The sequence below is a fragment of the Yimella lutea genome, from assembly GCF_006715095.1.
GTDB classification, from domain to species: Bacteria; Actinomycetota; Actinomycetes; order Actinomycetales; family Dermatophilaceae; genus Yimella; species Yimella lutea.
In genome coordinates, this window is record NZ_VFMO01000001.1 from 910749 (window position 1) to 930539 (window position 19791).

A 19791-nucleotide genomic window follows, 5' to 3' on the forward strand; every position below is an offset into this window, starting at 1 on the left:
TCCGAAACATGGGTATTGAAGAGAAGCTCCCCGCAGGCTTCCTGCTGTCGACCGTCGAGAACGTCGCCGGCTACATGCGCAAGAGTTCGATGTGGCCCGCCACCTTCGGTCTGGCTTGCTGCGCGATCGAGATGATGGCCGTCGGCACGCCCGACTACGACATCGCCCGCTTCGGTATGGAGCGCTTCTCAGCCACCCCGCGCCAGGCCGACCTGATGATCGTCGCCGGCCGTGTCAGCCAGAAGATGGCTCCCGTCGTGCGCCAGGTCTACGACCAGATGCCTGAGCCGAAGTGGGTCATCTCGATGGGCGTGTGCGCCAGCTCCGGCGGCATGTTCAACAACTACGCGATCGTGCAGGGTGTCGACCACATCGTCCCGGTCGACATCTATTTGCCCGGTTGCCCGCCGCGTCCGGAGATGCTGCTGAACGCGATCCTCGAACTGCACAAGCAAGTGCAGTCGAGCCCGCTCGGCGTCAACCGCGTCGAGGCCGCCCGTGCCGCCGAGCGCGCCGCCATGCAAGCCACCCCCACCCACCAGATGAAGGGCCTTCTCGCGTGAACGACAACGAGAAGAAGGACGTCCCCCAGGATCCGGTGAACGGCCCGGTCGTGCCGGCGCCCACCGAGCAGAAGCCCGAGACCGAAATCGCCCAGGAGGACGGCCGCGTCCTCGACACCCGCGAGGGCGGCGGTCCCGTCGTCGTCGCGAAGCGCCAGGGCATGTTCGGCTCGTCGATGGGCAACGACACCACCGGTTACGGCGGTCTTGAGCGCAAGGTGCTCTTTCCCGGCGAGGCGCAGCGTCCGTACGGCGGCTGGTTCGACAAGCTCGCCGACGATCTGGCTGCAGCGGTCGACAAACGCGGGGGAGCCTCGTTCGCCGACGCGATCCAGCGAGTTGTGGTCGACCGCGGGGAACTGACCCTCTTCGTGACCCGTGAGCACCTGCCGATCGTGGCGCAGACGCTTCGTGACGAGCCCTCGCTGCGCTTCGAGATGTGCGCCGGTGTTTCCGGTGTGCACTACCCGCAGGAGGCGGGTGCGGAGTTGCACGCGGTCTACCACCTGCTGTCGATCACCAACGGCAGCAAGCGAATTCGCCTCGAGGTGACGGCCCCCGAGAGCAACCCGCACATCCCGAGTATCACCTCGGTGTGGCCCGGTGCCGACTGGCACGAGCGCGAGACCTGGGACATGTTCGGACTGATCTTCGACGGTCACCCCGCACTGACCCGCATCCTGATGCCGGACGACTGGCCCGGCCACCCGCAGCGCAAGGACTACCCGCTCGGCGGAATCCCGGTGGAGTTCAAGGGCGCCACCATTCCGCCGGCCGACGAGCGCAGGAGCTACAACTGATGTCGACCGCCACGAACGAACGCGACCCCTTCGGCGCCTCGAACCACGACGTCGACGACGACACCCCGGTCATCAACGCGACCGGCGGCGACTGGGACTCCGTCGCCGAGGAGGCGTCCGCCCTCAACGAGGAGCGGATCGTCGTCAACATGGGTCCGCAGCACCCCTCGACGCACGGCGTCCTTCGCCTGATCCTCGAACTCGACGGCGAGACCGTCACCGAGGCTCGCGCCGGAATCGGCTACTTGCACACCGGCATCGAGAAGAACATGGAGTTCCGCACCTGGGTGCAGGGCGTCACGTTCTGCACGCGTATGGACTACGTGATGCCGCTGTTCAACGAGGCGGCTTACTGCCTCGCGGTCGAGAAGGTGCTCGGCATCACCGACCAAATCCCGGAGCGTGCCAACACCATCCGCGTGATGATGATGGAGTTCAACCGGATCACCTCCCACCTGGTTGCCCTGGCGACCGGCGGGATGGAGCTCGGCGCGACCACCGTCATGACCATCGGCTTCCGTGAGCGAGAGCGCATCCTGCGGATCTTCGAGATGGTCAGTGGTCTGCGCATGAACCACGCTTATATCCGTCCCGGCGGTGTGGCTCAGGATCTCCCGGTCGGCACCATCGACGCAGTGCGCGAGATGCTGCCGAAGCTGAGCAGGGGCATCGGCGAACTCGAGGCGCTGCTGAACGAGAACCCGATCCTCAAGGGCCGCATGGTCGACGTCGGCTACCTCGACCTCACCGGCTGCACGGCCCTCGGCATTACCGGCCCGATCCTGCGCTCGGCGGGTCTGCCGCACGACCTGCGCAAGACCGAGCCGTACTGCGGTTACGAGACCTACGACTTCGAGGTCGCCGTGCGCGACACCTGCGACGCCTACGGACGACTGCGGGTGCGCATCGATGAGATGTACCAGTCGATCCGCATCGTCGAGCAGGCCATCGAGCGCTTGGAGAACAACCCGGGCCCGGTCATGGTCGCCGACAAGAAGATCGCCTGGCCGGCGCAGCTGGCCGTCGGCAGCGACGGTCAGGGCAACAGCCTCGACCACATCCGCGAGATCATGGGCGAGTCCATGGAGTCGCTGATCCACCACTTCAAGCTGGTCACCGAAGGATTCCGGGTGCCGGCAGGACAGGCCTACGTCGCGATCGAATCGCCCAAGGGCGAACTCGGCTGCCATGTCGTCTCCACCGGCGGCACGCGTCCGCACCGGGTGCACTTCCGTGACCCGTCGTTCAACAACCTGCAGGCCGCGGCCGCGATGAGTGAGGGCGGCGCCGTCGCCGACGTCATCGTCGCCGTTGCCTCGATCGACCCTGTGATGGGAGGCGTCGACCGCTGATGAGCGCCGAGAGCCCGCTCCACGAGAAGACCCCACTGCACGCCAGCGCCGAGCCGTACACCGACGAGCAGCTGGCTCAATTGCACGTCGACGCCGACGCGATCGTGGCCCGCTACCCGCAGAAGCGGTCCGCGCTGCTGCCGATGCTGCACCTGATCCAGTCGGTCGACAGTTACATCACCGGCCGCGGCGTCACCTTCTGCGCCGAGAAGCTCGACCTCACCGACGCCGAGGTGTCGGGTGTGGCCACGTTCTACACCCAGTACAAGCGCCACCCCAACGGCGACTACACGATCGGCGTCTGCACCAACACGCTGTGCGCGATCATGGGCGGCGACCAGATCTTCGACGAACTGTCCGAGCACCTCGGCATCGGCCACGACGAGACGACGCCCGACGGCAGGATCACCCTCGAACGCGTCGAGTGCAATGCCGCGTGCGACTACGCCCCGGTGGTCATGGCCAACTGGGAGTTCTTCGACTACATGACCCCCGAGGCCACCAAGCAGGTCGCCGACGACCTGCGGGCCGGCAAGGACGTGCGTCCGAGCCGTGGCCCGAACAAGGTCTGCACCTTCAAGCAGGTCTCGCGTACGCTCGCCGGGTTCTCCGACGGCCTTGCGGACGAGGGTGTCGGCGCGGGCCCCGCGTCCCTGGAGGGTCTGAAGGTCGCCAAGCAGCACAACTGGACCGCACCGGGCAGCGCGCAGGACGTCGATTCCGACCACCAGGCCACTGCCGAGGCCGGCGGTCGCCAGCCGCAGCCGGGGGAGGCCCACTCGGGCGCCGAAGGTCATGGCACCGCAGAGTCCGCGAAGGGTGACAACTGATGGCCACGACGCTGACCCCGATCCTCACCAAGTTCTGGGACGCACCGCAGTCCTGGACCCTGGCGACCTACGAGGACAACGAGGGCTACCAAGCGCTGAAGAAGGCGTTCGGCATGAGCCAGGAAGAACTCGTCAACATGACGAAGGACTCCGGCCTGCGCGGACGCGGCGGCGCCGGCTTCCCGACCGGTATGAAGTGGGGCTTCCTGCCCAAGCCGGACGGCGGCCCCCGCTACCTCGTGGTCAACGCCGACGAGTCCGAGCCGGGCACCTGCAAGGACATCCCGTTGATGATGGCCGCGCCGCACTTCCTCATCGAGGGTGTGGCGATCACGTCGTTCGCTATCGGTTGCAACCACGCGTTCATCTACCTGCGCGGTGAGGTCGTCCACGTCTACCGGCGCCTGCTGCGCGCGGTGGAGGAGGCGTACGCCGCCGGGCACCTCGGCAAGAACATCCACGGCTCCGGGTTCGATCTCGATGTCACCGTGCACGCCGGCGCCGGTGCCTACATCTGTGGTGAGGAGACCGCGCTGCTCGACTCGCTTGAGGGCCGTCGTGGCCAGCCGCGCCTGAAGCCGCCGTTCCCGGCCGTCGCCGGTCTGTACGCGCGTCCGACCGTCGTCAACAACGTCGAGTCGATCGCGTCCGTGCCGCCGATCCTGTTGCACGGCAGTGACTGGTTCAAGGCAATGGGCACCGAGAAGTCGACCGGTTTCGGCATCTTCTCGCTGTCGGGTCACGTCACGCGTCCGGGTCAGTACGAGGCGCCGATGGGCATCACCCTGCGCGAACTCGTCGACATGGCCGGCGGTATCCGGGGCGGTCACAAGCTGAAGTTCTGGACGCCGGGTGGCTCGTCCACGCCGATCTTCACCGACAAGCACTGGGACGTCCCGCTCGACTTCGAGTCGGTGGCCGCCGAGGGTTCGATGCTCGGTACCCGCGCCCTGCAGATCTTCGACGAGACCGTCTCGGTCGTCCGTGCCGTCAGCCGCTGGATCGACTTCTACGCGCACGAGTCCTGCGGCAAGTGCACCCCGTGCCGCGAGGGCACGTTCTGGCTGAAGCAGATCATGACTCGCCTCGAGAACGGTCGTGGCACCCAGGACGACATCGAGAAGCTCCTCGACATCTGCGACAACATCCTCGGCCGGAGCTTCTGTGCTCTGGGCGACGGAGCCACCAGCCCGGTCACCTCCGCGGTGAAGTACTTCCGCGACGAGTTCGAGGCCGGTATGCACACGCCGTGGTGGGAGATGTTCCCGCCCGAGCGCTCGGTGCTGTTCAACACGAAGGAGACCGTGTCCGCATGATGACCGTCACCTCTCCCTCGGCCGGCGGCAACGCCGTCGACAAGGGCGGCAACGCTGCGCCCCCGATCGTGGCCGACGAGATCACCCTGACCATCGACGGCGTGGACGTCAGCGTGCCCAAGGGCACGCTGGTCATCCGCGCCGCGGAGAAGCTCGGCATCCAGATCCCGCGCTTCTGCGACCACCCGCTGCTCGACCCGGTCGGCGCCTGCCGCCAGTGCCTGGTCGACGTCTCGACCAAGGGTCCCGACGGCTCGCTGAAGCCGATGCCGAAGCCGCAGGCGTCCTGCACCCTCGAGGTCAGCGACGGCATGGAGGTCAAGACGCAGCAGACCAGCCCGGTCGCCGACAAGGCACAGCAGGGCGTCATGGAGCTGCTGCTGCTCAACCACCCGCTCGACTGCCCGGTGTGTGACAAGGGCGGCGAGTGCCCCCTGCAGAACCAGGCGATGAGCAACGGCCGCGCCCGGTCGCGCTTCGAGGACATCAAGCGCACCTACCCCAAGCCGATCAACATCTCCAGCCAGGTGCTGCTCGACCGTGAGCGTTGCGTGCTGTGCGCCCGCTGCACCCGCTTCTCCGACCAGGTCGCCGGTGACCCGTTCATCGCCCTGATCGAGCGTGGTGCGCTGCAGCAGGTCGGCATCTACGAGGAGCAGCCCTTCGAGAGCTACTTCTCCGGCAACACCGTGCAGATCTGCCCGGTGGGTGCACTGACCAGCGCGATGTACCGCTTCCGCGCGCGTCCGTTCGACCTGGTCTCGACGCCGAGCGTGTGTGAGCACTGCGCCAGCGGTTGCTCGCTGCGTACCGACCAGCGCCGCGGTGTGGTGCTGCGCCGCATGGCGATGGACGACGTCCTGGTCAACGAGGAATGGAACTGCGACAAGGGTCGCTGGGCCTTCCAGTACGCCACCAAGAACCGCCTCGAGACGCCGATGGTGCGCGACGAGAATGGTGAACTGCGCGTCGCCGGCTGGCCCGAGGCCATCGCCGCCGCCGCGGACGGTCTCGCCAGGGCCCGTGCCGCCCAGGGCGTCGGTGTGCTGACGGGTGGCCGCCTGTCGGCCGAGGACGCGTACGCGTACGGCAAGTTCGCCCGTCTGGTGCTCAACACCAACGACGTCGACTTCCGCGCCCGCCCGCACTCGGCCGAGGAGGCCGAGTTCCTGGCACACGCCGTGGTCGCGACCGGTCCCGCCGGTGGCGCGGTCACGCACGCCGACCTGGAGAACGCGAAGAACGTCGTGCTCGTGGGCTTCGAGCCCGAGGACGAGTCGCCGATCGTGTTCCTGCGCCTGCGCAAGGGCTTCCGCAAGAACAACGTCAACGTGCTCTCGCTGGCCTCCTACGCCAGCCGCGGTCTGGAGAAGATGGGTGGCACGTTGGTGCCGACCGCTCCGGGCACCGAGGCGGAGGTGCTGGACGCCCTGGGCGACCTCAACACCGAACTGGCCAAGTCGAACCCGATCGAGGGTGACGTGATCGTGCTCGTGGGTGAGCGCATGGCCGCTTCGCCGGGTGCGCTGTCCGCGGCCGCCGCATTCGCCGCGTCCAAGAAGGGCCGCCTGGCCTGGGTCCCGCGTCGCGCGGGGGAGCGCGGTGCGCTCGAAGTCGGTGCGTTCCCGACCCTGCTGCCCGGTGGCCGCGATGTCACCGACGCCGCTGCCCGCGATCAGGTCGCGACCGTCTGGGGCGAGGGCGACCTGCCCTCGACGCCGGGCCGTGACACCGGCTCGATGCTGGCCGCTGCCGCGTCCGGCGACCTGTCCGCGCTCGTCGTGGCCGGCGTCGACCCGCGCGACCTCACCGGTCAGGGAACCGTTCGCCAGGGTCTGACCAACGCGTTCGTGGTCTCTTTGGAGATCCGCGACAACGAGGTCGCGCAGTACGCCGACGTGATCCTGCCGGTCGCCCCGCAGCAGGAGAAGTCCGGCGCCTATGTCAACTGGGAAGGCCGCGTCCGCCCGTTCCAGCGTGCGATCGACACCCAGTCGATGAGCGACTACCGCGTGCTCGACCTGCTCGCCGCCGAGATGGGCGAGTTCCTCGGCACCCGCACGATCGACCAGATCCGCGCGGAGATGGACGAACTCGGTCCGTGGACCGGCACCCGCGCGGTGCGTCCGCGTGCCAAGGCCGGCGGCGCCCCGCGTCCGCTGGTCGGCGAGGCGATCCTGGCCACCTGGGCGCAGCTGCTCGACAACGGAGTGCTCCAGGACGGCGAACCGTTCCTGGCCGGCACCCGCCGTCCGGCGGTGGCTCGCATGTCGCAGGCCACCGCGTCCGGCGCGGGCGTGGTCGACGGCGATCTGGTGCAGGTCTCCACCAAGTCCGGTGCCATCACCCTCCCGGTGTTGATCACCGCCATGCCCGACCACGTGGTCTGGGTGCCGACCAACTCCGACGAAAGCACGGTGCGTTCGACGCTCGACGTCGACGCCGGTGCGGCCGTCGCACTGCGCAAGGCAGGTGCCTGAGTGAACTCCGTGGCTCACCTCCTGACGGCCGTCCCGGCCGCCACCGACAACCCGGTGGCCGACTTCAGCGACACCCCGTGGTGGCTGTCGCTGGTCAAGGCGGTCCTGCTGTTCGTGTTCCTGCTGGTGAACACGCTGGTCGTCATCTGGTTCGAGCGTCGCGTCATCGGCCGGATGCAGCAGCGTCCGGGCCCGAACCGTGCCGGCCCCTTCGGTTTGCTGCAGACGCTGGCCGACGGTGTGAAACTGGCGCTGAAGGAAGACGTCACCCCCAAGAACGCCGACAAGCTGATGTTCATGCTGGCTCCGATGATCGCCGGTGCGATGGCGTTCGTCGCGTTCGCGGTCATCCCGCTGTCGAACGAGGTGTGGATGTTCGGTCACCGCACCCCGCTGCAGCTGACCGACACTCCGGTGGCGGTGCTGCTCGTGCTCGCGGTGGCGGGTGTGGGTGTGTACGGCATCCTGCTCGCCGGTTGGTCCTCCGGTTCGACCTACCCGCTGCTGGGTGGCCTGCGTTCCTCGGCCCAGGTCATCTCCTACGAGATCGCGATGGGCCTCGCGCTGGTCGCGGTGTTCCTGTACGCCGGCTCGATGTCGACCAGTCAGATCGTCTACGCGCAGAAGAGCCTGTGGTACATCATCCCGGCGTTCTTCTCTTTCTTCGTCTACCTGATCACCATGGTCGGTGAGACCAACCGTCTACCGTTCGACCTCGCCGAGGGTGAGGGCGAGCTCACCGGTGGTTTCCACACCGAGTACTCCTCACTGAAGTTCGCGATGTTCTTCCTGGGTGAGTACGTCAACATGTTCACCGTCTCCGCGTTGGCGACCACGCTGTTCCTCGGCGGCTGGCAGGCGCCCCCGCTCATCTCGATGATCGGTGACGGCATGCTCAACGGCGGCTGGTGGGGCCTGTTGTGGTTCAGCCTGAAGCTGTGGACGTTCATGTTCTTCTTCGTCTGGCTGCGTGGTTCGTTGCCGCGTGTCCGGTACGACCAGTTCATGAAGCTCGGCTGGAAGGTTGCTCATCCCGGTCACCCTGCTCTGGGTCGTCGCGGTCGCGTTCATCCGCGCCTCCCAGCTCGGCTTCCTCGGTGACAACCGGATCTCCTTCGCCGGCTTCGACATCCCGCGGGCAACGCTGTTGGTCACCAGCCTGATCGCGCTCGCCGTCCTCGGTGCCGCATGGGCTTGGGATGCCAAGCAGGCACGCAAGGAGACCGAGGTCCGGCAGGTGCCGGACGAGATCGATCCGTTCGCCGGCGGTCACCCCGTACCGCCTCTGCCGGGCCAGCGCCTGGTCGAACCCGCGCCCAGCCTGACCTCCTCGAGCGTCCGGTCGAGCGCCCACAGCACCGACACCACCCTCCAGGAGGAGTCCCGTGGCTGACCAGAAAAAGCCTGACGACGACGGCGAGAAGGGCGGATTCCTCTCCGACCTGTTCGCGCCCATCGCGGGCTTCGGCGTCACCTTCGCAACCATGTTCCGCAAGATCGAGACGCAGGAGTACCCGGAGGAGAAGCGGCCGACCCAGCTGCGCTTCCACGGGCGTCACCAGCTCAACCGTCACCCGGACGGGCTGGAGAAGTGCGTCGGCTGCGAGCTGTGCGCGTGGGCCTGCCCGGCCGACGCGATCTTCGTGGAAGGCGCGAACAACAATGACGCCGAAGGTGAGCGCTTCAGCCCCGGCGAACGGTACGGCCGCGTTTACCAGATCAACTACCTGCGCTGTATCTTCTGCGGCCTGTGCATCGAGGCCTGCCCGACGCGCGCGCTGACGATGACCAACGAGTACGAACTGGCCGCCAACAACCGCGCCGACCTCATCTTCACCAAGGAGCAGCTGCTGGCTCCGGTGCTGTCGGGCATGCTGCCCGCGCCGCACCCGATGGTCGAGGGCATGGAGGAGCGCGACTACTACCAGGGCAAGGTGCAGGGCGCCACGGACGAACAGCGCGAGTGGGTCGAGCAGCGCGGCGGCGACACCGTCGTCGACGAGCCCCACGAAACCCCGGTCGAGCACCGGGAGGCCGGCCGCTACGCAGGGGAGGGACGCCCGTGAGCAACCTCGGTGGAGCCGAGTCGACGCTCTTCTTCTTCCTCGCACCGCTGACCGTCTTCGGTGCGCTCGCTCTGTTGTTCGCCCGCAAGGCGGTGCACGCCGCGATGGGGATGGCCCTGACGATGGTCGGGATGGGTGTCTTCTACATCGCTCAGAACGCCGAGTTCCTGGGTGTCATCCAGATCTTCGTGTACTCCGGCGCCGTGATGATGCTGTTCCTGTTCGTCGTCATGCTGGTCGGTGTCGACAGTTCCGACTCCCTGGTCGAGACGATCAAGGGTCAGCGGGTCGCCGGTCTGCTGCTGGGCCTCGCGCTGGCCGCACTCGGCGTCGCCGCGGTCGCCAAGGCGAACTTCGGTCCGTTCACCGGCCTGGACAAGGTCAACGAGCAGGGCAACGTCAGCAGTATGGCGAACCTGATCTTCGGCCAGTACGTGTGGACCTTCGAGGTCACCTCGGCGCTGCTGATCACCGCCGCCCTCGGCTCGATGGTGCTCGCGCACCGTGAGCGCCTGACCGCCAAGCCGACCCAGGCCGACTGGTCGCGAGCTCGCATCAAGAGCGGCAAGGACGTCGCGGGTCTGCCGGTGCCGGGTGTCTACGCCCGCCACAACGCGGTCGACACCCCGGCACTGCTGCCCGACGGATCGATCGCCGAGAAGTCGGTGTCGCGCGTCCTCAAGGCCCGTGGCCAGGTGGCCTCTACCAGTGAGCTGGTCGCCGCGAGCAAGGAGCTTGAGGGCGAGACCGGCGACATGACTCGTTACGACGGAGGTACGGACCGATGAGCCCCATGGTCTACATCTACCTGTCGGTGATCCTGTTCGCGATCGGCGCGACGACGGTGCTGCTGCGGCGCAACGCGATCATCGTCTTCATGGGCGTCGAGCTGATGCTCAACGCGGCGAACCTGGCGTTCGTCACCTTCGCGCGCATGCACGGCACGGTCGACGGGCAGGCCATCGCACTGTTCGTGATGGTGGTCGCGGCCGCCGAGGTCGTGGTCGGCCTGGCGATCATCATGGCGATCTTCCGGGCGCGCCGCTCGGCCTCCGTCGACGACGCGAACTTGCTGAAGTTCTAAGGGAACGGTGACTTGAGTTGAACTTCCTCACGACCTCTGTCCAGGGCGCCGTCCTGGCGTCCGGCGAGGCGCAGACCGCACACGCCGCCGAGGGCATCGCGTCCCTGGGCTGGCTGATGATCGCGTTGCCGCTGCTGGGTGCTGCCGTGCTGCTGCTCGGCGGACGCAAGCTGGACAAGATCGGTCCGCTGCTGGCGACCGTGCTGTCCTGGGCCTCCTTCGGCGTCGGCCTCGCCGTCCTGCTCGGCATGCTCGGCAAGGACAGCCACGACCGCGCAGCTCACCTGAAGCTGTTCTCGTGGATCGACGCCGGCGCGCTGAACGTCGACTTCGGCCTGCTGATGGACCAGCTGTCGATGACCTTCGTCATGCTGATCACCTTCGTCGGCTCGCTGATCCACGTGTACTCCCTGGGTTACATGGAGCACGACCCGGACAAGCGCCGGTTCTTCGCCTACCTGAACCTCTTCATCGCCGCGATGCTGACGCTGGTGCTCGCCGACTCCTACGTCGGTCTGTTCCTCGGCTGGGAAGGCGTGGGTCTGGCCTCCTACCTGCTGATCGGTTTCTGGAACTGGAACCCGGCGTACGCGACCGCCGCCAACAAGGCGTTCATCATGAACCGTGTCGGTGACTTCGGTCTGCTGCTGGCGATGTTCACGATGTTCGCCACCTTCGGCCGCGTCGACTTCGCCGGAGTCAACGAGCAGGTCGCCGGAGCCGGCAGGGGCGCGCTCACCGCGATGGGAATCTTCCTGCTGATCGCTGCCTGCGGTAAGTCGGCGCAGTTCCCGCTGCAGGCCTGGCTGGGCGATGCGATGGCCGGCCCGACGCCGGTCTCGGCGCTGATCCACGCGGCCACCATGGTGACCGCGGGTGTGTACCTCATCGTCCGCAGCAATGTCATCTACGACGCCACGCCGGACGCCCGTCTCGCGGTCTGCATCGTGGGTGCGATCACGTTGATGTTCGGTGCGATCGTGGGATGTGCCAAGGACGACATCAAGAAGGCGCTGGCCGCCTCGACGATGTCGCAGATCGGTTACATGATCCTGGCCGCCGGTCTCGGCCCGGTCGGGTACGCGTTCGCGATCTTCCACCTGGTCACGCACGGCTTCTTCAAGGCGGGCATGTTCCTCGGTGCCGGTTCGGTCATGCACGGAATGAACGATCAGGTCGACATGCGCCGCTTCGGCGGGCTGTCCTCGGTCATGAAGATCACCTGGATCACCTTCGGCCTCGGCTGGCTGGCGATCATCGGTGTGCCGGGTCTGTCCGGTTTCTGGTCCAAGGACAAGATCATCGAGGCCGCGTTCATCGGCGAGGGCTGGCGTCCGTGGGTCTTCGGCGGGGCGACGCTGCTGTGCGCGGGTATCACCGCGTTCTACATGTCGCGTCTGTTCTTCATGACTTTCCACGGCAAGCGCCGCTGGACCGACGACGTCCACCCGCACGAGTCGCCGCTGTCGATGACGGTGCCGATGATGATCCTCGCGGTCGGTTCGGCCTTCCTCGGTCTGGCCCTCACGCTGCTGGACTTCCCGCACTGGCTGGAGCCGGTGGTCGGCGCCCACCCTGAGGGTGAGCACCCGGTCATCGCGATCCCGGTGATCATGGCGCTGACGATCCTGTTCGTCGCCGTGGGTGTGGCCCTGGCGTGGATGCGCTACTGGCGCGACGACGTCCCCGTGACGCCGCCGGTCGGTTCGTTCGCCACGCGTGCCGCGCGTCGCGACCTGTTCCAGGACGACCTCAACGAGGCCGCGTTCGCTCGTCCCGGCCTGCACCTGACCCGCTCGCTGGTCTTCGCCGACAACAAGGGCATCGACGGCGCCGTCGGCGGCACGGCCGCGATGATCGGCGGCAGCTCCTCGCGCCTGGCGAAGCTGCAGAACGGTTTTGTCCGCTCCTACGCGACAACGATGCTCGTGGGCATCGTCGCGATCCTCGGTCTGCTGTGGGTGATCAACTGATGTCCAACTTCCCCTGGTTGACGACGATCGGCGTCGTGCCGTTGGTCGGCGCCATCGTTATCGGCTGCCTGCCGAAGGCAGCCGCGGCCTCGGCGCGCCTGGTCGCGCTGGTGTTCTCGCTGATCACCCTCGGTCTGGGCATCGCCGCGGCGACCCAGTTCAAGACCGGCGGCAGCGGTCAGCAGTTCCAGCTGACGGAGACGCACACCTGGATCAAGCAGTTCGGTGTCTCCTACGCGCTCGGTGTCGACGGCATTGCGCTCGCGCTCATCCTGATGAGCCTGGTGCTGGTGCCGATCGCGATCCTGGCCGCCTGGCGCGATGTCGAGGACGACACCCCCGGCCGGCAGAAGGCGTACTACGCGCTGCTTCTGGTGCTGGCCACCTTCATGGTCGGTGTCTTCGCCGCCACGGACGTCTTCCTGTTCTACGTCTTCTTCGAGGCGATGCTGATCCCGGTCTACTTCCTGATCGGCCAGTTCGGCGGCCCGCGCCGCCAGTACGCCGCAGTGAAATTCCTGATCTTCTCCCTCGCCAGTGGACTCGTCATGCTCGTCGCGGTCATCGGCCTGTTCCAGGCCGGTCCCGGCGGGGAACACGGCTTCCTGGTCAGCCGCCTGACCGGGATCGACATCCCGCTCGATACCCAGAAGTGGTTGTTCGTCGGCTTCTTCATCGCGTTCGCGGTGAAGGCCCCGATGGCGCCGGTGCACACCTGGTTGCCGGACGCCGCCGCCGAGTCCAAGCCGGCCGTCGCCGTCCTGCTCGTCGGTGTGCTCGACAAGGTCGGCACCTACGGAATGATCCGGTTCTGCCTGCAGCTGTTCCCGGACGCGTCCAAGTGGGCAACGCCCGTGGTCATCACGCTGGCGGTCTTCTCGATCATCTACGCGGCGATCGTGGCGATCGGCCAGACCGACATGATGCGCCTGATCGCCTACACCTCGGTGAGCCACTTCGGCTTCATCGTGCTCGGCATCTTCGCGATGACCAGCACCTCGCACGTCGGCGCGAACCTCTACATGATCAACCACGGTTTCACCACCGGTGCGTTGTTCCTGTTCGCCGGCTTCCTCGTGGTGCGCGGTCGCAGCCAGAACATCCCCGACTACGGCGGTTGGCAGCGGGTCACCCCGGTACTCGCCGGTGTATTCCTGATCGCCGGTCTGTCCGGTCTGGCGTTGCCGGGTCTGAACTCCTTCGTCTCGGAGTTCCTGGTCATGGTGGGCACCTTCGGCAAGTACTGGCTGGCTGCGGCGATCGCCGCGGTGGGCGTCATCCTGGCCGCGATCTACATCCTGCTGATGTACAAGCACCTGATGACCGGTCCGAAGCCGGAGGGGGAGCGGTTCGCCGCCGTGCGCGACCTCGACGTCCGCGAGAAGGTCGTCGCCGCAGTCCTGATCGCCTTCCTGATCGGTCTGGGTGTGTACCCCAAGCCGGCCCTTGACATGTTGAAGCCCGCCGTGACGCAGACGCTGCAGCACGTCGGGGTGACCGACCCCGCTCCGAAGACCGGTGCGGCCGTTGACGGGAGCGCCAAGTAATGGATCCCAATACCTTCACGCAGGCGCAGATCGAGTACTCGGCGCTGCTGCCGATGTTCGTGATCTTCGGTGCGGCGATGGTGGGTGTGCTGATCGAGGCGTTCGCGCCCCGCAAGGCCAGGTACGCGGCGCAGCTCGCCGTGACCCTCATCGGCCTGGTGGCCGCGTTCGTCCTGCTGGTGACCGTCGCGCGTGACCACCAGGGTGTGACCGCCGGTCGCGCCCTGGTGATCGACGGCCCGGCGCTCATGATGCAGGGCACGATCCTGGTGCTGTCGTTCCTGGCCGTCCTGGTCATGGCCGAGCGCTTCACCTCCGACGGTGCGGACGCGTTCACCCAGTCCGGTGCATCGGTGCCCGGTTCGCCGCAGGAGGCTCAGGCCGAGCGCCTGGGCGCCACCACCACCGAGGTCTTCCCGCTGACGCTGTTCGCGGTCGCCGGAATGATGATGTTCCCCTCGACCAACAACCTGCTGACGATGTTCGTCGCGCTCGAGGTGCTCTCGCTGCCGCTGTACATCATCACCGGTCTGGCTCGTCGCCGTCGCCTGCTGTCGCAGGAGGCCGCCCTGAAGTACTTCCTGCTGGGAGCCTTCTCCTCGGCGTTCTTCCTGTTCGGTTCGGCGATGATCTACGGCTTCGCGGGCACGCTCGACCTGGCGTCGATCTCCAACGCCGTCGGCACCCAGAGCGGCCAGGACTCCGTCCTCGTCCTCGGCATCATCCTGATCGCGGTGGGCCTGCTGTTCAAGGTCAGTGCGGTGCCGTTCCACTCCTGGACGCCGGACGTCTACCAGGGTGCCCCGACCCCTGTCTCGGGCTTCATGGCTGCGTGTACGAAGGCCGCCGCCTTCGGTGCGTTGCTGCGCGTCTTCTATGTCGCGTTCGACACGATGCGGTGGACCTGGCAGCCGGTCATGGTGATCGTCGCGCTGCTGACGATGGTCGTCGGTGCGGTGCTGTCGATCACCCAGACCGACATGAAGCGTCTGTTGGCCTACAGCTCGATCTCGCACGCAGGCTTCCTGCTGCTCGCGCTGACCGCGCTCGACAAGGATTCGGTCGCCGGTGTGCAGTTCTACGTCGCCACCTACGGCGCTGCGACCATCACCGCCTTCGCGGTCGTGGCGCTGGTGCGTAAATCGGGCGTCGAGGCGACGCACCTGTCGGAGTGGGCGGGCCTCGGCCGTCGCAGCCCGATCCTGGCCGGTGTGTTCGGTTTCCTGATGCTCTCGTTCGCGGGTATCCCGCTGACGTCGGGCTTCACCAGCAAGTTCGCGTTGTTCGCGCCGGCCGTCAAGCACGGCTCGGTGTGGTTGGTCGTCGTGGCCGTGATCGTCTCCGCGATCACCGCGTTCGTCTACGTCCGCGTCATCGTGCTGATGTTCTTCTCCGAGCCGGCCGAGGGTGTCCAGGTGGCGATGCCGTCGCCGCTGACCGCCGTAGCGGTGGCCGCCGGTACCGCGATCACGCTGGCGCTCGGTGTGCTGCCGGGACCGTTGCTGGACATCGCGGGCCACGCCTCGCAGTTCCTGCGCTGATCCGGTCATGAGCATGTCCACGAGCCCTACCGACACGTCCACCATCGGTGTGCCGGGCGCGAGCGAAGAGCTCGCGACCCGGCTCGCCGAGGGACTCACACAGGTCGACGCGCGGCTGCGGGAGGTCGTCCAGCATGACGACCCGTTCATCGCCGGGGCTTCCAAGCACCTGGTCGAGGCGGGCGGCAAGCGGTTCCGCCCGTTGCTGACGCTGCTGGCCTGCGAACTCGGTGACGGACGCAATGAGCAGGTGGTCGACGCGGCGGTGGGTGTCGAACTAACCCACCTCGCCTCGCTGTACCACGACGACGTGATGGATGAGGCCGACCTGCGTCGCGGTGTCCCCAGCGCGAACGCCGAGTACGACAACTCGACCGCGATCTTGATCGGCGACCTGCTGTTCGGCAAGGCGTCGGCGATCATGGCCGGGCTCGGACCGGATGCGGTCCGCATTCAGGCCGAGACGTTCGTCCGGCTGTGCACCGGTCAGATCGAGGACGACCGTCAGGCCCCGGCCGATGCCGATCCGATGGCGCACTACCTCGACGTGCTCGCCGACAAGACGGGCTCGTTGATCGCGACCGCGGCTCGCTACGGTGCGATGTTCAGCGGCGCTGCGGACGACGTCGTCGAGACGCTCACCAAGTACGGCGAGCTGGTCGGCATGGTCTTCCAACTGGCCGACGACGTGCTCGACGTGAGTTCGGACGTCTCGGGTAAACCCGCGGGCACCGACCTGCGCGAGGGCGTGCGCACGTTGCCGGTGCTGTACGCGTTGGCGTCGACCGACCCTGCCGATGATCGGCTCAAGGAGTTGGTATCCCGGCCGCTCACCGATCCCGCGGAGCACGCCGAGGCGCTGGCGTTGCTGCGTGCCCACCCGGCGCTGCAACAGGCGCGTGAGCACACCGTCGCCGTGGCGGCATCGGCTCGGGCGCTCTTGGACGGGCTGGGGGACAGCGATGCAGTGCAGACGCTGCGGGCGCTGCCCGAGGGAGTTGCCGAACGCTCTGCCTGAGCCGAGCGGACTCGGCCCGGTGGTCGAGCGGATAGTGCTACGCGCCGGTTCGGAGCCGGTTGACACCCGTCAAGATCAAGAGTGCTGAAATATCCGGGAATCACCGGGTATTGTCTTGAACGGCCGTTCAAGACCGGGAGAAGGAGAACCCCATGTCACGCACTCCCGCGGCCATTCGTCGTACCGAACTGGTCGAGGCGGCCATTCGGGTCTCGCTCAACGAAGGCCTGGAAGCGGCGACGGTCCGCCGCATCGCCGCCGAAGCAGGGGTCTCCCTGGGCACGGTCCACTACTGCTTCGGATCCAAGCGCGCGCTGCTGGAGGCCGTGGTCGAGTCGATCGCGCAGCCGACCCTCGAGGTCGACCTCAGCGCAATCGCGCCCGACGACTACACCGGGATCATCCGCGCGGCCTTCCGGGCGTACTGGGTCGAGGCCGGCGGCAACCGTGACCGCCAGCGGCTGATCTACGAGCTCGCAACCCACCTGGTGCGCCAGGAGGAGCCTGGCCCCGAGCTGGCGAAGATGATGTTCCAGCGTTCCTTCGCGACCGTCGCCCGGTTCATCGAGCAGCGCCTGCTGGATTCCGTGCCGGAGTTGCCGCTGCCGAGCCAGACGCTGGCCCGCATGATCATTGCCGTCACCGACGGTGTCGCCCTTGCTTGGATCGCCGACGGCGACGACGAGGCGGCCCTCGAGGTGCTCGACGGCTACGCCGTCATCTTCGGAATGACGATCGACACCTTGCTCGCGGGGTCCGATTGACCGAGCCCTGGAGAGCGCTGACGAAGGCCGGTGTCCCGACCGCTGTCGTCGATCTGGATCGTTTCGACGCCAACGCCGCGGGCATGCTTCGCCGTTCCGGTGGAATGCCGATCCGGGTCGCATCCAAGTCGATCCGGGTGCGATCGCTGATCGAACGCGCGCTGTCCTTCAAGTGCTACCAGGGAGTGCTGGGCTACTCAGTGGCCGAGGCGATCTGGTTGGTACGCAACGGAATCGACGATGTCGTGGTCGCGTACCCGACCGTGGACGAGGAATCGGTGCGGACCGTTGCAGCCGACCCCACGCTGGCCGCAGCGATCACGTTCATGGTCGATCTGCCCGAGCACATCGACTGGCTGGCCCGGTTCGCTCAGGACGTGCCGCTGCGGGTTTCGATCGACGTCGACTGCTCGCTGCGGCTGGTGGCGCTGTCGATCGGTGCGCACCGATCCAGCGTGCACACCGCGGACGAGGCGGGCCGCCTCGCAGCGCACGCGGCCGCAACTCCCGGTCTCGCGCTGGTCGGAATGATGTTCTACGAGGCGCAGGTCGCCGGAGTGCCCGACAACAAGGCCGGCATGCGGATCGTGAAGAAGCTGTCGCTCGATCAGCTCACCCGTGACCGCGGCGCGATCCGATCAGCGGTCGAGGAGCACGCGTCCCTGGAGTTCGTGAACGGCGGCGGCACCGGCAGCCTGCACACCACCCATCTCGACCCGGCGATCACCGAACTCGCAGCAGGCTCAGGCCTTTTCTCGCCCGCCAGTTTCGACGGCTTCGACGACCTACGGGTGGAACCCGCGGCATGGTTCGTCTCGCCGGTGACGCGCAAGCCGCGCGCCGACGTCGTCGTCACCTTCAGTGGCGGCTACCTCGCCTCCGGTGCGGCCGACCGCTCGCGCCTGCCCACCCCGACCCACCCGTCCGGACTGTCCTACTTCCTGCAGGAGGGCGCCGGCGAGGTGCAGAGTCCGTTGCGCGGCAAGGCTGCCCGCGATCTCGAACTCGGTGACCTGGTGTGGTTCCGGCACGCGAAGGCGGGTGAGATGTGTGAGCGTTTCGACGAGATCGTGCTGATCAGCGACGGGCAGGTGACAGGTCGCGTCCCGACCTATCGCGGCGAAGGGAAGAACTTTGGCTGAGTGGAGCAACTGGAGCGGTACCGCCACGGCCGACGTCGAGATCGTCGAGGTCTGCGACGTCGAGCACGTCCAGCAGATCTGCGCGCAGGCGCTCGCCTCGGGTCGCAAGGTCAAGCCGATCGGCGCGAGCCACTCCTTCACCGCGATCGGCCAACCGGTCGACATTCAGTTGCGGATGGACCGCATCAGTGGGCTCATCAGCGCGGACGCTTCCACCGGACGGGCGTGGGTGCGTGCGGGCACACGCCTCAAGGACGCCGTGGTCGCGCTGCACGAAGCAGGCCTCGGTCTGCCGAACCAAGGCGACTACGACCGGCAGACGCTCTCGGGCGCGACCTCGACGGGTACGCACGGCACCGGTGTCGGTTTCACCGGGTTCTCCGGCATGGTGCGCGGCGTGGAGTTGGTGCTCGCCGACGGCACGTTGCTGCGCGTCTGCGACTGCGAGAATTCGCAGCTCCTGCCGGCCGTCGCGCTGACCCTCGGCTCGCTCGGTGTGATCACCGCGATCGAGTACCAGTGCGAGCCCCGCTACCTGCTGACCGCGCAGGAAGGACCGGCTTCCTTCCGGACGGTGCTGGCAGAGGTCGACGAGCGCATCGCCGCCCACGACCACTTCGAGTTCTTCTGGTTTCCCGACACCGATCGCGTTCTGACAAAGACGAATTCGCGCCACCGCGAGGAGTCCAGGCGTGCGCCGATGCCCGCGTGGAAGGACCGACTGGACAACGATCTGCTGTCGAACAAGGTGTTCGAGGCGGTCAACCGGTTCGCCGGACGTGTTCCGCGGGCGACGTCGTTGATCAACCAGGTTTCCGCTCGTGCACTCTCGGCCAAGACCTACACCGATTGGTCGCACATCGTGTACCCGACCGAGCGTGACGTCGTCTTCCGCGAGACCGAGTTCTCCGTGCCCCGAGCCGACGCCGTCGAGGTGTTGCAGCGCCTGGACGAGTGGCACCGTGCGCACCCGTCGACCACCTGCTTCCCGGTCGAGGTACGTTTCACGGGGCCGGACGACGTCTGGCTGTCGACCTCCTACGACCGCGAGTCGGCGTACATCGCCGTGCACCAGTTCCGCACGCGTCCGCACGAGGAGTACTTCGCGGCGTTCTGGGACATCCTTCGCGATCACGAGGCGCGCCCGCACTGGGGCAAGATGCACGAGCTCGGCGCCGACGATCTGCGCAAGGTGTACCCGAAGTTCGACGACTTCGTGGCCGTGCGTGACCGACTCGACCCGCAGCGGGTGTTCACCAACCCCTACCTCGACCGCGTCCTCGGCGCCTGATCATCTCTGGTGGTTGAGCCGTAC

The 19791-nt window shown here is 67.1% G+C and carries 16 protein-coding genes and 1 pseudogene; all 17 read left to right on the plus strand.

The window, feature by feature from the left end:
- Positions 1–8: 8 nt before the first annotated feature.
- The 17 genes and pseudogenes from FB459_RS04365 (at position 9) to FB459_RS04445 (ending at position 19767) form a co-directional block, all read left to right on the plus strand.
- Positions 9–563, plus strand: coding sequence for a NuoB/complex I 20 kDa subunit family protein (locus FB459_RS04365; RefSeq protein ID WP_129625251.1), 555 nt, complete (start codon positions 9–11; stop codon positions 561–563).
- Positions 560–1363: an NADH-quinone oxidoreductase subunit C gene (locus FB459_RS04370; RefSeq protein WP_425472284.1), complete on the plus strand. Its 804-nt coding sequence runs from the start codon at positions 560–562 to the stop codon at positions 1361–1363. Before FB459_RS04365 ends, FB459_RS04370 begins: the two co-directional genes overlap by 4 nt.
- Entirely contained in the window at positions 1363–2715 is a 1353-nt protein-coding gene (locus FB459_RS04375) for an NADH-quinone oxidoreductase subunit D (protein ID WP_141927585.1), read from the plus strand. The genes FB459_RS04370 and FB459_RS04375 overlap by 1 nt, the downstream gene beginning before the upstream one ends.
- Positions 2715–3545: an NADH-quinone oxidoreductase subunit NuoE gene (gene nuoE, locus FB459_RS04380; protein ID WP_141927586.1), complete on the plus strand. Its 831-nt coding sequence runs from the start codon at positions 2715–2717 to the stop codon at positions 3543–3545. The genes FB459_RS04375 and nuoE overlap by 1 nt, the downstream gene beginning before the upstream one ends.
- Positions 3545–4861: an NADH-quinone oxidoreductase subunit NuoF gene (nuoF, locus tag FB459_RS04385; protein ID WP_141927587.1), complete on the plus strand. Its 1317-nt coding sequence runs from the start codon at positions 3545–3547 to the stop codon at positions 4859–4861. Before nuoE ends, nuoF begins: the two co-directional genes overlap by 1 nt.
- Entirely contained in the window at positions 4861–7341 is a 2481-nt protein-coding gene (locus FB459_RS04390; RefSeq protein ID WP_141929414.1) for an NADH-quinone oxidoreductase subunit G, read from the plus strand. Before nuoF ends, FB459_RS04390 begins: the two co-directional genes overlap by 1 nt.
- Positions 7342–8734: pseudogene (gene nuoH / locus FB459_RS04395) on the plus strand (NADH-quinone oxidoreductase subunit NuoH). It abuts the gene before it with no gap.
- Positions 8727–9407, plus strand: a complete 681-nt coding sequence (nuoI, locus tag FB459_RS04400) for an NADH-quinone oxidoreductase subunit NuoI (RefSeq protein WP_141927588.1) — start codon at positions 8727–8729, stop codon at positions 9405–9407. The pseudogene nuoH and the gene nuoI overlap by 8 nt, the downstream one beginning before the upstream one ends.
- Positions 9404–10195 (plus strand): NADH-quinone oxidoreductase subunit J, encoded by a 792-nt coding sequence (locus tag FB459_RS04405; protein ID WP_141927589.1) that lies wholly within the window; start codon positions 9404–9406, stop codon positions 10193–10195. Before nuoI ends, FB459_RS04405 begins: the two co-directional genes overlap by 4 nt.
- Positions 10192–10491 (plus strand): NADH-quinone oxidoreductase subunit NuoK, encoded by a 300-nt coding sequence (gene nuoK / locus FB459_RS04410; protein WP_129625259.1) that lies wholly within the window; start codon positions 10192–10194, stop codon positions 10489–10491. The genes FB459_RS04405 and nuoK overlap by 4 nt, the downstream gene beginning before the upstream one ends.
- A gap of 116 nt (positions 10492–10607) precedes the next feature.
- Positions 10608–12464 (plus strand): NADH-quinone oxidoreductase subunit L, encoded by a 1857-nt coding sequence (gene nuoL / locus FB459_RS04415; RefSeq protein WP_141929415.1) that lies wholly within the window; start codon positions 10608–10610, stop codon positions 12462–12464.
- Positions 12464–14011 carry an NADH-quinone oxidoreductase subunit M gene (locus tag FB459_RS04420; RefSeq protein ID WP_129625260.1) on the plus strand — a complete coding sequence of 516 codons (1548 nt, stop codon included), beginning with the start codon at positions 12464–12466 and terminating at the stop codon, positions 14009–14011. The genes nuoL and FB459_RS04420 overlap by 1 nt, the downstream gene beginning before the upstream one ends.
- Positions 14011–15552 carry an NADH-quinone oxidoreductase subunit NuoN gene (gene nuoN / locus FB459_RS04425; protein ID WP_129625261.1) on the plus strand — a complete coding sequence of 514 codons (1542 nt, stop codon included), beginning with the start codon at positions 14011–14013 and terminating at the stop codon, positions 15550–15552. Before FB459_RS04420 ends, nuoN begins: the two co-directional genes overlap by 1 nt.
- 7 nt (positions 15553–15559) lie before the next feature.
- Positions 15560–16570 carry a polyprenyl synthetase family protein gene (locus tag FB459_RS04430; protein ID WP_129625262.1) on the plus strand — a complete coding sequence of 337 codons (1011 nt, stop codon included), beginning with the start codon at positions 15560–15562 and terminating at the stop codon, positions 16568–16570.
- 152 nt (positions 16571–16722) lie between these two features.
- Complete coding sequence (locus tag FB459_RS04435; RefSeq protein ID WP_129625263.1) at positions 16723–17334, plus strand: TetR/AcrR family transcriptional regulator; 612 nt, start codon at positions 16723–16725, stop codon at positions 17332–17334.
- Positions 17331–18476: an alanine racemase gene (locus tag FB459_RS04440; RefSeq protein ID WP_239702414.1), complete on the plus strand. Its 1146-nt coding sequence runs from the start codon at positions 17331–17333 to the stop codon at positions 18474–18476. The genes FB459_RS04435 and FB459_RS04440 overlap by 4 nt, the downstream gene beginning before the upstream one ends.
- On the plus strand, positions 18469–19767 hold the full coding sequence (locus FB459_RS04445) for a D-arabinono-1,4-lactone oxidase (protein ID WP_211345130.1): 1299 nt from the start codon (positions 18469–18471) through the stop codon (positions 19765–19767). The genes FB459_RS04440 and FB459_RS04445 overlap by 8 nt, the downstream gene beginning before the upstream one ends.
- The last annotated feature ends 24 nt before the right edge of the window (positions 19768–19791 follow it).

Bases quoted from the DNA above. Each gene is read 5' to 3' on its own strand.
- FB459_RS04365 (WP_129625251.1), top strand. From the start codon at position 9: ATGGGTATTGAAGAGAAGCTCCCCGCAGGCTTCCTGCTGTCGACCGTC.
- FB459_RS04375 (WP_141927585.1), top strand. From the start codon at position 1,363: ATGTCGACCGCCACGAACGAACGCGACCCCTTCGGCGCCTCGAACCAC.
- nuoE (WP_141927586.1), top strand. From the start codon at position 2,715: ATGAGCGCCGAGAGCCCGCTCCACGAGAAGACCCCACTGCACGCCAGC.
- nuoF (WP_141927587.1), top strand. From the start codon at position 3,545: ATGGCCACGACGCTGACCCCGATCCTCACCAAGTTCTGGGACGCACCG.
- FB459_RS04390 (WP_141929414.1), top strand. From the start codon at position 4,861: ATGACCGTCACCTCTCCCTCGGCCGGCGGCAACGCCGTCGACAAGGGC.
- nuoK (WP_129625259.1), top strand. From the start codon at position 10,192: ATGAGCCCCATGGTCTACATCTACCTGTCGGTGATCCTGTTCGCGATC.
- nuoL (WP_141929415.1), top strand. From the start codon at position 10,608: ATGATCGCGTTGCCGCTGCTGGGTGCTGCCGTGCTGCTGCTCGGCGGA.
- FB459_RS04420 (WP_129625260.1), top strand. From the start codon at position 12,464: ATGTCCAACTTCCCCTGGTTGACGACGATCGGCGTCGTGCCGTTGGTC.
- nuoN (WP_129625261.1), top strand. From the start codon at position 14,011: ATGGATCCCAATACCTTCACGCAGGCGCAGATCGAGTACTCGGCGCTG.
- FB459_RS04430 (WP_129625262.1), top strand. From the start codon at position 15,560: ATGAGCATGTCCACGAGCCCTACCGACACGTCCACCATCGGTGTGCCG.
- FB459_RS04435 (WP_129625263.1), top strand. From the start codon at position 16,723: ATGTCACGCACTCCCGCGGCCATTCGTCGTACCGAACTGGTCGAGGCG.